Origin of the sequence: Marinifilum fragile (genome assembly GCF_963677365.1) — a bacterium.
In the GTDB taxonomy this organism is placed as follows: domain Bacteria; phylum Bacteroidota; class Bacteroidia; order Bacteroidales; family Marinifilaceae; genus Marinifilum; species Marinifilum fragile.
Genome location: NZ_OY781962.1, coordinates 826,229 through 839,947 on the forward strand (window position 1 = coordinate 826,229; position 13,719 = coordinate 839,947).

Sequence of the window (13,719 nt, forward strand, 5' to 3'; positions counted from 1 at the left end):
GATGAAGAAGCAAAATATTGTAATTATAGATTATGATGCAGGTAATATTCAGTCGGTAAAATATGCCTTTGAACGATTGGGAATTACTGTAATAGTTTCTAAGGATAAAGAGGTGATTCGTAATGCTGATAAAGTGATATTCCCTGGAGTTGGAGAAGCTTCATGGGCAATGAACTCTCTAAAAGAAAATGATTTGATTGATTTGATTCCTGACTTGAAGCAACCTGTATTGGGTATTTGTTTGGGAATGCAATTAATGTGTGAAACTACTGAGGAAGGGAACACCAAGGCTTTAGGCATTTTTCCTGTATCCGTAAAGCGTTTTACCAATGAGCAAAAAGTGCCGCATATGGGCTGGAATCAGCTGGATGATTTAAAAGGTGGGTTGCTGAATGGTATTAAGCCAAGTGATTTTACCTACTTTGTGCACTCTTACTATGTGCCGGTTATAGAGGAAACAATTGCCAGTTGCAATTACATTGTACCTTTTAGTGCAGCCTTGCAAAAAGATAATTTTTATGCATGTCAGTTTCATCCCGAAAAATCGGGTGATGTTGGTGTAAAAATCCTGGAAAACTTTATCAATTTATAAAATCTTAGTTCGATTAAAAATATCCATCACAAAAGGTCAGATTTATTTAAGATTTGCATTAAAAAAACTGAAAGAACACTGGGATATTTTAAATCAAACTAAGGCCAAAAGAAAGAGCAATGGCAAAAATTAAAATAATACCAGCAATAGATACCATAAAAGGGAGATGCGTTCGTCTTACAAAAGGTGATTATGATACTGAAAAAGTGTACAGTGAAGACCCTTTGGAAATAGCAAAGAAATTTGAAGAATTGGGCATTACGCGATTACATCTGGTAGATTTGGAAGGCGCAAAATCAGGACACATCTGTAATGCCGAAGTTTTAAAAAGAGTAGCAGAAGGTACCAATTTGAAAATAGATTTTGGTGGAGGAGTAAAATCCAATGAAGATATTGAATTGGCATTTAAATCAGGTGCAAATCAGGTAACGGGAGGAAGTATAGCAGTGTCGAATCCGGAATTAATGGAGAGCTGGCTGGAGAAATATGGAGCAGAAAAAATAATTCTTGGTGCCGATGTTAGAAATGAAATGGTTTCAATTTCCGGATGGCAGAAAGATTCGGATTATCACCTGTACAAGTTTTTGGAAAAATACCAGGCCAAAGGAGTAAAGAGTATTATATGTACCGATATTTCGAAAGATGGTATGTTACAGGGGCCTGCTGTAGATTTGTACAAAGGAATCATGAAAGAATTTACAGAACTCAACTTGATTGCCAGTGGTGGTGTGAGTAATATTGAGGATGTTCGAGTACTAAATGAGATTGGGTGCTGGGGAGTAATCATCGGTAAGGCGATTTACGAAGAGCGAATTGATGTGAATGAATTGGTTAACGAATTTATATTGTAAGTTATGCTATCGAAAAGAATAATACCATGTTTGGATGTGAAGGATGGTAGAACGGTAAAGGGAGTTAACTTCGTTGATCTTCGTGATGCCGGTGATGCGGTTGAGCTGGCTGCTTACTATGCGGAACAAGGAGCCGACGAATTGGTATTCCTTGACATTACAGCCACCCACGAAAAAAGAAAAACTTTGGTTGAATTGGTACAAAAAGTGGCCAAAGAACTGAATATTCCGTTTACCGTTGGAGGTGGAATATCAACACCTGAGGATGTAGGTGTTCTTTTGAATGCTGGCGCAGATAAAGTATCCATAAACTCAGCAGCTGTAAGAAATCCGCAATTGATCTCCGATTTGGCAAAAAGATTCGGAAGTCAGTGTGTGATTTTAGCTGTTGATGCTAAATGTGTTGATGGCAATTGGGAAGTATACTTGAATGGAGGTCGACTTTCAACCGGAATCGATCTGTTTGAATGGATTGTGAAGGCAGAGCAGCTTGGGGCTGGTGAAATTCTTTTCACATCCATGAATCACGATGGTACTAAAAATGGTTTTGCCAATGAAACCTTAGCTAAGATTTCTGAAATGGTAAATATTCCGGTAATTGCTTCGGGAGGAGCAGGTAATATGGAGCATTTTGCCGATACTTTTATTGATGGAAAGGCTGATGCAGCCCTGGCAGCAAGTGTTTTTCATTTCAAAGAAATTGAAATACCAGAACTGAAGAAATATCTGAAAACTAAAAATATCCCAGTAAGAATTTAACTGTATTACAAATTTTTCACACACTTATTTTATTGAATTAGAAAGACAAAGAATTAAATATATGAATGTTTAATTTATGAGTTCTCCCATTTTAAGAGGAGATGGCGATAGCCAGAGGGGTGGTTTTTGATGATACTGTGTGACAAGAGGTGACAATTATAAAAAAAGAATAAAAAATGAATTTTAAAGATCTAACAAACCAAATTGATTTTAATAAAGGAGATGGCTTAGTTCCTGCCATTATACAAGATGTAAAAACCCAAAAAGTATTGATGTTGGGTTACATGAATAAAGAATCATACGAAAAGACCATAGAGTCTGGGAAAGTAACCTTCTATAGCAGAAGCAAGCAACGATTGTGGACCAAAGGAGAGGAAAGTGGAAATTTCTTAAATCTAAAAGATCTAAGCTTGGATTGCGATAAGGATACACTATTAATAAAAGTTGATCCTGTTGGACCTGTTTGTCACAAAGGAACTGATACATGTTGGGAAGAAGCTAATGTGGCAAGTTCTATCGATTTTCTTTTGCAATTGCAGCAAGTAATAACAGAGCGAAAGAAGAATCTATCTGAGAAATCATACACTGCAAGTTTGTTCGAAAAAGGAATTAACAAAATTGCACAGAAAGTGGGAGAGGAAGCTGTTGAGTTGGTAATTGAAGCCAAGGATGATAATGAAGATTTATTTATGGGTGAAGCAGCTGACTTGATGTTTCATTACCTTGTATTGTTAACGGCAAAAGGATATAGTTTAGAGCAAGTTGTTGCCTTATTGGAAACAAGACATTCTAAATAAAAAAATCTAACGTATGGGGAGGGTGAAATAGAATGAGGAGCCTTCTCCATATTTTGATTTTACCCAAATTTGTCCATCCATAATCTGTAATAGTTTTTTACAAATATTTAAGCCTAAACCTGAGCCTCGATATAATATAGTCGTGTCAATTTCAATTTTTCGGAATCTATCGAAAATATAGTTTAGGGATGATGGTTCGATTCCTATACCTGTATCTTCTATACAGAAAATTAACTCACTCTCGCTATTGTAGCTAGCATAAACACTGATGGTTCCGTTGTCAGTAAATTTTATTGCATTTTCAATTAAGTTATTAAAAATTTGCTTTACTCTTAATTGATCCGCTGTAATTTTAAAATTATCTGTATTTAACTGATTGAGAAATCGAATATTAAGATTCTTCTTTTTGGGAATATTTTGGGTTTGAATTTCGACTATATCTTTAATTAGCCTTATAATATTAAATTCTTTATGGACTAATTTGATTTGTCCTGATTCTATAATGGATAAATCTAAAATCTCGTCGATTAAGTGTGTTAAATCATTACAATTTGACCTGATAATATTTGCAAATAAATCGGTTTTTTCCTGATTTAAATCCTTTGATGTTAAAAGTTCTGAAAACCCTTGAATAGCATTTAATGGCGTTCTGATTTCGTGGGACATGTTAGCTAAAAATGAACTTTTTAGAGTGTTGCTTTCCTCAGCTTTTTCTTTTGCTTTTTTAAGTTCTCTTGTTTTTATTGCAACATTTTTTCTTAAAGCCTTGTTCCAAATCCACATTAGTAGTAATCCTAATGCAAATAGGAGTAATGTGGCTACTAAACTTCCCCAAAAAAAAGGATTCTGCCAGAAAGGCTTTGAATTAATTTGAATGTAATGGTTATAAATTTGGTCTTGTTCTTTTGGACTTATTTCTGCCAATCCTTTTGAAATGATTCTAGCCAATATGGGTTGATCATTTCTTATGGCAAAGCCCAGTTTGTTGTCGTAGTTGGCATTACCAACAATCTTAACATTCGGTATTAATTGGTTGTGAATAATTTGAATACCATACCCCTGTTGTGTAACTACAACATCTATTTTTTTTGCCGATAAGTTAAGTAGACATTCCAAATCGCTTTTGTAAGGAACCAAATTAATTTCCGGATACATTACTTTTAAATGTTCATGTATGGCATAATTGTCTACAACTCCAACATCCATATTTTCCAATTCTTCAATTTTTACATGTTCAGGAGCATTATTTCTCATAAAAATGACATGAGGGATAGAAATGAATGGTTCGGTAAAAAAGAAATGTTTTCTTCTATCGGGAGTTTCTTGAATCTCCAAAATAACATCAACCTCCTTTTTTATTCCTGCTTGAAGTATTTCTTTCCATGTAGGATATATTTTTTTTCTAAATGTATAATCGAGTTTTGTTTCCAGTAATGAAAGGATGTCTATGGATATTCCGGTTGAATTACCTTCTTCATCTGTATATTGAAAGGGAGGAAAAGATGAAGATACGGCAATAGAAACACTTGGGTGTTCTTCTAACCATTGTCTCTCTTTAAAAGTAAGGATGTCGTATTCTTTTCTTGAACAAGAAAGAATAACAAGAAGAGAGAGAAGAAGAAAAATGAAGTGTATTTTACGTCCCATTCTTTAAGAGAATTTTAAAGACTTAAAATAATTAATTTAAATGAAAATTCACACATAAGATTTAATGATTATATGAAAATAGATTTTCAATACTCAAAAAAACATTAAAAAGCTTTTGTGTGTATAATTTTGAAAATGAGAATGAATACTAGTCTATTCTGAGGGTAACTTTATTGTGTGGCAGTAAAAGTTTTCGTTTTTAGTAATGTAAATTGCTTTTGAAGAAGGAAAATAAAAAAGCTTGCAAAAATTAAAATCTTTACAAGCTGTACATTCAGATCAAAAAAAATATTAGAAATGATTTCTATGTATTTTTTCTTTTTTTAGGAAAGATTCATCTCTACTTTCTTTGACTCCATCTTTATTTCCGATACCAATTATGGCAAGAACTTTTTGATTTTTAGGAATGCCTAATAGTTTTTGAATGTATTCTTCGGCCGAAGAATTTTCGTTATGCTCACGACCTCTTATTTGCACCCAGCATGCTCCCAAATCTTCTTTCTCGGCTTGTAGCAACATATAGGCAGCTGCAATTGAAGTATCTTCAATCCAAACATCGCTTTTTTCTTCATCTCCTGTTATTACTATTGATATTGGAGCATATTTAAGAAAACTTGCACCTCCAGGTTTGCTTTCTGATAGTTTGAAGTTAAGCTCTGGCTGATCGCACACAATAAATTCGCAAGGGTATTTACTTTTTGATGATGGAGCCAGTAAGCCTGATTGTAGGATTCTGTCTAGTTTTTCTTCTGCTACTTTTTCGGCAGTAAATCTTCTTACACTTCTTCGTTTGTAAAGTATATCTAGCATGATAAATTTTCTTTTAATACAATTTCAAAAATAGGAAATTAAAACTAAACCAGTTTAGCCATAGAGGTATGTAATAAATATGTTGTTCATGCAATATTTTATTGGATATATGAATTCTTCCTTACCTAAATTATTCATTACTTTTATGGGAAAATCCGCTAAAAAGTATTGTTATGAAGAGTTTTGTCACGTTATTTTTGATCTTGTTGGCATTTGGTGTAAGCGCTCAAGATTATCCAGAATCTTATATGTGTTATAGGGCTAATGCAGATATTACTATTGATGGTTTGTTGTCGGATGAAGAGTGGGCTAAGGCCAAATGGACCAATAAGTTTGTAGATATTGAAGGAGATAAGAAACCAAAGCCTAAATACAAAACTCGAGTGAAAATGCTGTGGGATGAAAACTATTTTTACGTAGCTGCAGAATTGAAGGAACCACACATTTGGGCAAATCTAAAACAGCGTGATACCGTAATTTTTTACGATAATGATTTTGAGGTTTTTATTGATCCTCAAGGAGATAATCGTAGATATTACGAGTTTGAAATCAATGCATTAAATACCATTTGGGATTTAATGCTTGCCAAACCATATCGCGATGGTGCACCTGCTATAAATGCATGGGATATTAAAGGATTAAAATCAGCAGTGAAGATCTATGGAACATTGAATGATCCTGATGATAAAGATAAAAAGTGGACCATAGAAATTGCTTTTCCCTGGAAGGTTTTGAGAGAGTGTGCATACCAAGGAAGAAAACCAAAATCGGGAGAGCAGTGGAGGGTTAATTTCTCCAGAGTGAATTGGGAGATTGAGGTTAAAAATGGAAAGTACCAAAAGAAAATGAATCCCGAAACAGGGAAAGTTTATCCGGAATATAACTGGGTTTGGTCTCCACAAGGAGTAATTGCAATGCATCAGCCAGAAACATGGGGATATGTTGAGTTTACTGATGAAATTGTTGGAGGAAAAGAACTTACACCTCGAATAGATGAAGATTATCCAGCCAAAATAGAATTGATCAGACTTTACAATCTTGAGAAGAAAATGTATAAAAAGTATGGCAAATATTTTAACAAGATCACTTCTGGTTATGGAGTTTTAATTGAAACAACGAGCAAACAGTTCTTAATTTCAATTCAAGCTGCCTCTGGTAAAACATGGTATATAAATCAGGAAAGTAAAATTTGGTCAGAATAATGGCATAGTAATTAAATATCAGTACAAACTACTTTTAATTTCTCTGAACTAAAATTAAACAGTTTGTATTTTTAAAATATTTCTTTAAGATAAATTAATGATTAGCAATGTACTAATATCAGTAATAAAAGATATTTTTCTTTTTTTTTAAATCAAAAGATTAGATTTAACAATATAACGATGACATGATTGTCTATTGTGTTGGTTGTTAATAAATATGGTTTAAAGACTTATAGGTTTGTTTTTTGTTTTTTTATACATTTATAGTCTACCTAATTATAATCTAATCTTTGTTCAAATGAAGAAAATAAAATTTTTATTTCTTGTTGTAGCCTTGGTCGTTTATCTGCCAAGTGCTTTTTCGCAAGGGGTAACAACTTCATCGATGCGCGGTAAAGTTGTCGATCCTCAAAATTCCCCTATTTTTGCGGCAACTGTCGTTGCAACACACACTCCAACAGGCACGCAATACGGAACCATCACACAAGATGATGGTCGCTTTGACATTCGTAACATGAAAATTGGTGGTCCATACACGGTAACTGTTACTTTTATAGGCTATAAAGAGTCAAAGCAAGAAAATATTTATTTACAGTTAAATAAATCTGCAGAAATTAATTTAGTTATTCACGAAGACAATGTTCAGATTGATGAAATTACAGTAATTTATGACAAGAACGATGTGATTAGTCAGGATAGAACAGGTGCTCAAACCAACTTGAATCGTGAAAGAATTATATCATTGCCAACCATTTCACGTAGTCAGTCGGATATGACCAGATTAACACCCGAGTCCGATGGTAATAGCTTTGGTGGTCGAAATAATCTTTACAACAACTTCTCATTGGATGGATCAATTTTCAATAATTCATTTGGTCTGGATGTAGCAACTCCTGGCGGACAAGCTGATGCTCAACCGGTATCATTAGATGCGATCGACCAGATTCAAGTGTCGTTAGCACCTTTTGATGTTCGTGAGGGAGGTTTTACTGGTGCTGGTGTAAATGCAGTAACAAAATCAGGTACTAATGAATTTAAAGGATCAACTTATTACTATTTCCGTAACGAAAATATGATTGGTGATAAGGTAAACGGTCTTAAAGTGGAAAATCTTGATTTTAGCACTAAGCAATATGGTATTAGTCTTGGAGGTCCAATAATAAAAAACAAATTATTCTTCTTCATAAACTTTGAGCAGGAAAGAAGAGATCAAATGGCTCATGGTTTTGTTGCAAATAACGGCTCAAATGCAGGTAATTCAAATACAACAAGTGTATCCGAAGCAGATGCAATAGCAGTTCAGCAACACTTAATTAATCGATGGGGATATGATCCAGGTGCGTATCAGGGGTATAATCACGAAACATCAAACGATAAATTTCTGGTAAAACTGGATGCTAATTTGTCTAAAAAGCACAATTTGGTTCTTAGATATAACATGTTAGATGCCTGGAAGGATATTCTTCCTCATCCCGAGGCCGTTGGTGGTCGTGGACCAACAAGCTTTCGTTTGCCATTTGAGAACTCGTCTTATCGAATTTTTAATAAGATTCATTCGGTTGTAGGTGAATTACACTCAATGTTTTCGAATAAGATTTCAAATAAATTAATGGTAGGTTTTACATCATTTCGCGATAGACGTAATCCACATTCAGATCCATTCCCTGTGATCGATATTCTTGATGGAAGCGGTAATGTAGCTTTAACGGCTGGTTCCGAAATGTTCTCTACTCATAATCGTCTGAATCAGGATGTGTGGCAGATTTCTGATAACTTAACTTACTACTCTGATCGTCACGCAATCACAGTCGGTTTTAACTATGAACGATTTAAGTTCGAAAACTCTTTCAACTTATTCTATTATCCATGGATTACTGCTTTTAGCGTTCAAAATTTCTTAAATGATGATTTTGCTTACTTTGTTGGTAATGCTACCAACGATTTCAATCAAGATGTAACAGATGCAAATCAGAACCCTTTTGCTTGGTCGGATGTTGATGTTGCCCAGATAGCTTTCTATGCCCAGGATGAATTCCAGGTTAACGATGATTTGAAGCTAACTTTAGGTTTACGTGTTGATTTTCCTAAATACTATAATGATATTCCACAAGATGCAGCAACAGATCGTGGTCGTGACTTTACGGGTTGGGTTGATGAAAGAGGAAAAGGTGTAAGATTAGATCCTGCAACCTGGCCTGATTCTAAAATTATGTGGTCACCACGATTTGGTTTCAACTGGGATGTAAAAGGAGATAATACAATGCAGTTAAGAGGTGGATCAGGTATTTTTACTGGTCGTATTCCTTTCGTATGGTTAGGAAATCAATCTTCAAATGCACGAATTGATGCTGGCTACGAATTCCAATTAAATGCTACTGCAGATGACTTTAAGTTTCCGCAAGTTTGGAAAAATAATGTTGCAATGGACATGAAATTTGGAAAAGGTTGGTTGGCAACTGTTGAAGGAATTTACTCAAAAGATGTAAATGCTGTTGTTCATAGAAACTACAATATGCTTCCACCAACAGGACAATTAACAGGAACAGGAGATAATCGTGAAAGTTTTGCTGGATTTAATGAAGTTAATATTTACTCTTCTTCAGCAGGATCAGAAGCATTTCTTGATGCTGGAGCTATTGTAATGGACAATACAAGTAAAGGATATCAGTTTACAGCAACCGGTAAATTAGCTAAAAAATGGGATTGGGGATTTTCTGCAGATATTGCCTATACCTATTTAACTGCTAAAGATTTAACGTCGATTCCTGCTGAGATTGCAGCTGATGCTTTCCAAAGAAACCCTGTTGTGGGTAATCCTAACCATCCGGCTTATTCGTGGTCGAGATATGGATTGAAGCACAGAGTAATTGCTTCGGCTATGTACAAGGTTAATTACGGTAAATTTGCTTCTTCGTTTGCAATGTTCTACGAAGCAGGAAAAGGAAACCGTTACTCATACACATATACAGGAGATGTGAATGGTGATGCAATCAGTAATAACGACTTGATCTATGTACCGAGAAATTCATCAGATATCAGATTTGGTACGGTTGAAGATGGTGTAGGAATTGAGGCTGCCGATGCTGCTCAACAATGGATTGCTCTTGATAAATTCATCAGTCAGGATGATTATTTGGAAGATCGTAGAGGCAAATATGCTGAACGTAATGGTGCAATGTTACCTTGGTTTGGTCAGCTCGATTTCCGTTTTATGCAGGATTACAACTTCAAAGTTGGAGGAAAGAAAAATACGCTTCAATTCTCAATAGATGTATTGAATCTTGGAAATATGATCAGCTCAAATTGGGGTGTTCGACAATTTGCAACAACAACAAGACCAATTACGGTAAATGGAGTAGATAATAATGGAACTCCTTGGATGCATTTTGATCCTAAACTAAAAGAATCATATACTGATGATGTTTCAGTGAATTCAAAATGGCAATTACAAATTGGATTACGATATATTTTTAACTAAATATTGGATTTAAAAAAGTAAAGCGGTTGCAATTGTAACCGCTTTTTTTGTATACATAAATTTATAATTTTTATCTTTATGCATTACTGAAACTAAAGCTATGAAACTAAAGCTATGAAACTAAACAGAGTCCTATCAATTGTTGTTCTGCTATTGCTACTATTAGCATGTAATCAAAATAATAAATTAAAGTCGGATAATGTATTTAAGAATGGTGTGGTTGTAACAGCACACTACCTGGCATCCGATGTGGGGAATAATATATTAAAACAAGGGGGTAATGCCTTTGATGCTGCGGTTGCTGTGCAATTTGCATTAGCCGTTGTGTACCCAAGAGCAGGTAACATTGCTGGTGGAGGCTTTGCAGTGATTAGAACAGCTAAAGGAGAATCGGAAAGCCTTGATTTTAGAGAAAAAGCACCTAAAGCTGCTTCGGAGAAAATGTATCTTGATGCAAATGGGAATGTTATTGAAGGATTAAGTGAGATAGGACATTTGGCTGTTGGAGTTCCTGGTAGCGTTGATGGAATGGTTAAGCTTCATGAAAAATATGGAAGACTGAGTTGGGAAAAATTGGTGCAACCAGCAATTGACTTAGCAAAAAATGGAGTGATACTTACAGCATTGGAAGCTGATAAGTTAAATGCATATCGCGAGAGAATTAATAAGGTGAATTCTGGTAAAATCAATTGTTGCTACCTGAGAAAAACAGATTTTAAAAAAGGAGAGGTAATTAAGAATCCTGAATTGGAAAATGTCTTGATTCGGATTAAGGAACAGGGGAGGAAAGGGTTTTATGAAGGAGAAACGGCTGAACTTATCATTTCCGAAATGCAAAGGGGAAAAGGATTAATTTCAAAAGAAGATTTGTTAGAATACAAGGCTGTTTGGCGTCCGGCTCTGATTGGAAAATATCGCGATTGCAAGCTTATTTCCATGCCGCCACCATCAAGTGGAGGAATTGCCTTAATGCAACTTTTAAAAGGAGCCGAAGAGTTTAATTTGGGACAATATCAATTCGGATCATTTGAACATATCCATTTAATGGTTGAACTGGAAAGAAGGGTATATGCGGATAGAGCCACTTGGTTAGGAGATCCTGATTACTGTTCTGTTCCTGTGAATAAGTTATTAAGCGAAGAGTATTTGGTTAATCGCTTTTCTAATATTAGTATGGATAATAAGTCGAATTCACAAGAAATAAAAGCAGGTAATGTAGAAGTAATAGAGAGTTTTGAAACAACTCACTTCTCTGTTGTAGATAAGTGGGGAAATGCAGTTTCGGTAACTACAACATTAAATGGGAACTATGGAAGTAAAGTGATTGTTGAAGGAGGTGGTTTCTTTTTAAATAATGAAATGGATGATTTTAGCATTAAGCCAGGAGTGCCAAATCAGTTTGGTTTGGTAGGTGGAAAAGCCAATGCAATTGAACCTGAAAAGAGAATGCTTAGTAGTATGACTCCAACTATTGTTGAGAAAAATGGGAAGCTGTTTATGGTAACTGGATCGCCGGGAGGTTCAACTATTATTACTTCAGTGTTTCAAAATATCATCAATGCTGTTGAATTTAAAATGAATCCTCAGAATTGTGTAAACGCTCCAAGAATCCATTCGCAATGGTTGCCCGACAAAGTATATGCAGAAACAGATGCAATTTCGCCAACCGTAAAAACAAATTTGCAAGATTTGGGACATACAATTCAAGAACAATCCAGAATTGGAATGATGGCTAATATAGCAGTAAATGAAGATGGATTATTGGTTGGAGCTCCTGATACTTTGAGGCATAAAGATAGTAGAGCTATTGGCTACTAAATAAAAAAGGCATTTCAATAGGAAATGCCTTTTTTTATATATGGTATTTGGGTTAGAATCAAAATGAATGGGGCGGCTTGAATACCTTGTTCAAGTAAAATTAGCGACCATTTGATTTGAATAAGATACAAGCTCTTTTTTAGTCAGGATAAAAAATATTGAGCTTGGCCATACCCATCGTATTTGCTTCGGCACTAAAAGTAATAAGTTTTTGAAATAAACAAAGCACTGCAATCGATTTAAAAGCTAATTTGGGATGAATCCAAATAAAAGATCAGGAAGATGGGTTTGTAATATTTGCCAATGACTTTAAAGTATTTAAAGGAAATATTCTAAAATTAAACAGCTAATTATTGGCATTCAGATAACAATAAGTTAGTTTTGCCTTTTCATTATATTTTTATTCAATTCAACTTTGTTGATTAAGAATTTTTTGAATTAAAAATTTGATTCACAGTAAACCGTAAGAGTATGGCACCAACATTTCCAGAAAAAGTAATTCGATATTGTCCAAAATGTGGAGGTAGAGAATTTGTTTACCATAAGGACAATTCCTTTTTGTGCGGAACATGTTCATTTCATCTCTATATCAATTCGGCAGCAGCTGTGGCTGCTTTAATTGTAAACGAGAAAGGAGAGTTATTGTTGACTCGTCGGGCAATTGAACCACAATTGGGAATGCTAGATTTGCCAGGAGGATTTGTAGATGTAATGGAAACAGCTGAAAATGCCATAGAAAGAGAAATTAGAGAAGAGTTGAATTTGGACATTAAAGAGATGAAATACTTTATGTCATTTCCTAATGAATATGTGTTTGGAGGATTATCGGTGTTCACAACAGATTTAGCTTTTGTTTGTCAGGTAGAATCTTTTAAAAATATTAAAGCCGAAGATGATATTTCCTCGTTTGAATTTTATAAACCTGGAGATATTCCATTGGATGAGATTGGATCGGTATCAATAAAAGAAATCGTAAAATCATTTATAAAATCAAAATTAGATGAGAGTAATAGTTAATCCAAAATATAAAAAGCTAAAATCGTTTATAAATGAATTGCCACAGAAGTTTGATACTTCAGGCGAATCAATTTATAAAGGAAGAAATGAAATAAAAGTTTTTGATTGTGATGGTGTAAAATTAAATGTAAAATCATTTAAAATTCCTCACTTGATTAATAAAGTTGCATATGCTTGGTTACGAGGATCGAAAGCGAAGCATTCCTATGAATATGCAATGAAAATGATAAGTTTAGGAGCAGATACACCTGAACCTGTAGCTTGTGTTGAAACACTTAAAATGGGCTTGTTTAATAGAAGTTACTATGTTAGTATTCATCATGATTATAATTTTACCATTCGTGATTTAATTGGATTTGAATTTCCGGATAAGGATAATATTTTACGCCAGTTTGCTGAATATACCTATTATAAACTTCATAAAAATGGTATACATCACCTAGATTATTCAAGGGGTAATATTTTAATCAAAAGGTTGGATAATGAAAAATATCAATTCAGTGTAGTTGATATTAATAGGATGCGTTTTGAGAAAATGCCTTACTTGAAAGGTCTTAAGAATTTTGCTCAGATTTGGGCAAATGATGAGGAATTGGAAGTGGTGGCGAGAGAATATGCCAGTTTAAATGAAAAGGATGAAGAGGAAGCCTTGAGATTGTTAATTCAATTTGACAAAGAGCATAAAGAGAAAATTAATCGAAAATTAGCAATCAAGAAAAAATTCAAAAAATAAAATTCTCTTTTTACT

General features: G+C 34.4%; 11 protein-coding genes. 9 read left to right on the top strand and 2 right to left on the bottom strand.

Features of this window, described 5'->3' with window-relative positions; genetic code table 11:
• Nucleotide 1 precedes the first annotated feature (1 nt).
• From hisH to hisIE, 4 genes are all read left to right on the top strand, one after another.
• The gene (gene hisH / locus ACKPCA_RS03070; protein ID WP_321281322.1) at nucleotides 2–592 is read left to right on the top strand and encodes an imidazole glycerol phosphate synthase subunit HisH; all 591 of its coding nucleotides are present in this window, start codon (nucleotides 2–4) and stop codon (nucleotides 590–592) included.
• A gap of 119 nt (nucleotides 593–711) precedes the next feature.
• Complete coding sequence (hisA, locus tag ACKPCA_RS03075) at nucleotides 712–1,443, top strand: 1-(5-phosphoribosyl)-5-[(5-phosphoribosylamino)methylideneamino]imidazole-4-carboxamide isomerase (RefSeq protein WP_321281323.1); 732 nt, start codon at nucleotides 712–714, stop codon at nucleotides 1,441–1,443.
• A gap of 3 nt (nucleotides 1,444–1,446) precedes the next feature.
• Nucleotides 1,447–2,202, top strand: coding sequence for an imidazole glycerol phosphate synthase subunit HisF (hisF, locus tag ACKPCA_RS03080; RefSeq protein WP_321281324.1), 756 nt, complete (start codon nucleotides 1,447–1,449; stop codon nucleotides 2,200–2,202).
• 176 nt (nucleotides 2,203–2,378) lie between these two features.
• Nucleotides 2,379–2,999, top strand: a complete 621-nt coding sequence (gene hisIE, locus ACKPCA_RS03085; RefSeq protein ID WP_321281325.1) for a bifunctional phosphoribosyl-AMP cyclohydrolase/phosphoribosyl-ATP diphosphatase HisIE — start codon at nucleotides 2,379–2,381, stop codon at nucleotides 2,997–2,999.
• 6 nt (nucleotides 3,000–3,005) lie between these two features.
• Here hisIE and ACKPCA_RS03090 read toward each other — a convergent pair whose 3' ends face one another.
• Together ACKPCA_RS03090 and ACKPCA_RS03095 are read right to left on the bottom strand one after the other, a co-directional pair.
• Nucleotides 3,006–4,646, bottom strand: coding sequence for an ATP-binding protein (locus tag ACKPCA_RS03090; protein WP_321281326.1), 1,641 nt, complete (start codon nucleotides 4,644–4,646; stop codon nucleotides 3,006–3,008).
• Nucleotides 4,647–4,937: 291 nt separating this feature from the next.
• The gene (locus tag ACKPCA_RS03095) at nucleotides 4,938–5,456 is read right to left on the bottom strand and encodes a nitroreductase family protein (protein ID WP_054719229.1); all 519 of its coding nucleotides are present in this window, start codon (nucleotides 5,454–5,456) and stop codon (nucleotides 4,938–4,940) included.
• Between the two features lie 173 nt (nucleotides 5,457–5,629).
• On the opposite strand from ACKPCA_RS03095, the gene ACKPCA_RS03100 reads away from it, so the two are divergent.
• From ACKPCA_RS03100 to ACKPCA_RS03120, 5 genes are all read left to right on the top strand, one after another.
• Nucleotides 5,630–6,658: a carbohydrate-binding family 9-like protein gene (locus ACKPCA_RS03100; RefSeq protein WP_321281327.1), complete on the top strand. Its 1,029-nt coding sequence runs from the start codon at nucleotides 5,630–5,632 to the stop codon at nucleotides 6,656–6,658.
• A gap of 298 nt (nucleotides 6,659–6,956) precedes the next feature.
• Nucleotides 6,957–10,136, top strand: coding sequence for a TonB-dependent receptor (locus ACKPCA_RS03105; protein ID WP_321281328.1), 3,180 nt, complete (start codon nucleotides 6,957–6,959; stop codon nucleotides 10,134–10,136).
• 114 nt (nucleotides 10,137–10,250) lie between these two features.
• Complete coding sequence (gene ggt, locus ACKPCA_RS03110; protein WP_321281329.1) at nucleotides 10,251–11,954, top strand: gamma-glutamyltransferase; 1,704 nt, start codon at nucleotides 10,251–10,253, stop codon at nucleotides 11,952–11,954.
• A 471-nt stretch (nucleotides 11,955–12,425) separates the two neighbouring features.
• On the top strand, nucleotides 12,426–12,971 hold the full coding sequence (locus tag ACKPCA_RS03115) for an NUDIX hydrolase (protein WP_321281330.1): 546 nt from the start codon (nucleotides 12,426–12,428) through the stop codon (nucleotides 12,969–12,971).
• Nucleotides 12,955–13,704, top strand: a complete 750-nt coding sequence (locus ACKPCA_RS03120) for a hypothetical protein (RefSeq protein ID WP_321281331.1) — start codon at nucleotides 12,955–12,957, stop codon at nucleotides 13,702–13,704. Before ACKPCA_RS03115 ends, ACKPCA_RS03120 begins: the two co-directional genes overlap by 17 nt.
• The last annotated feature ends 15 nt before the right edge of the window (nucleotides 13,705–13,719 follow it).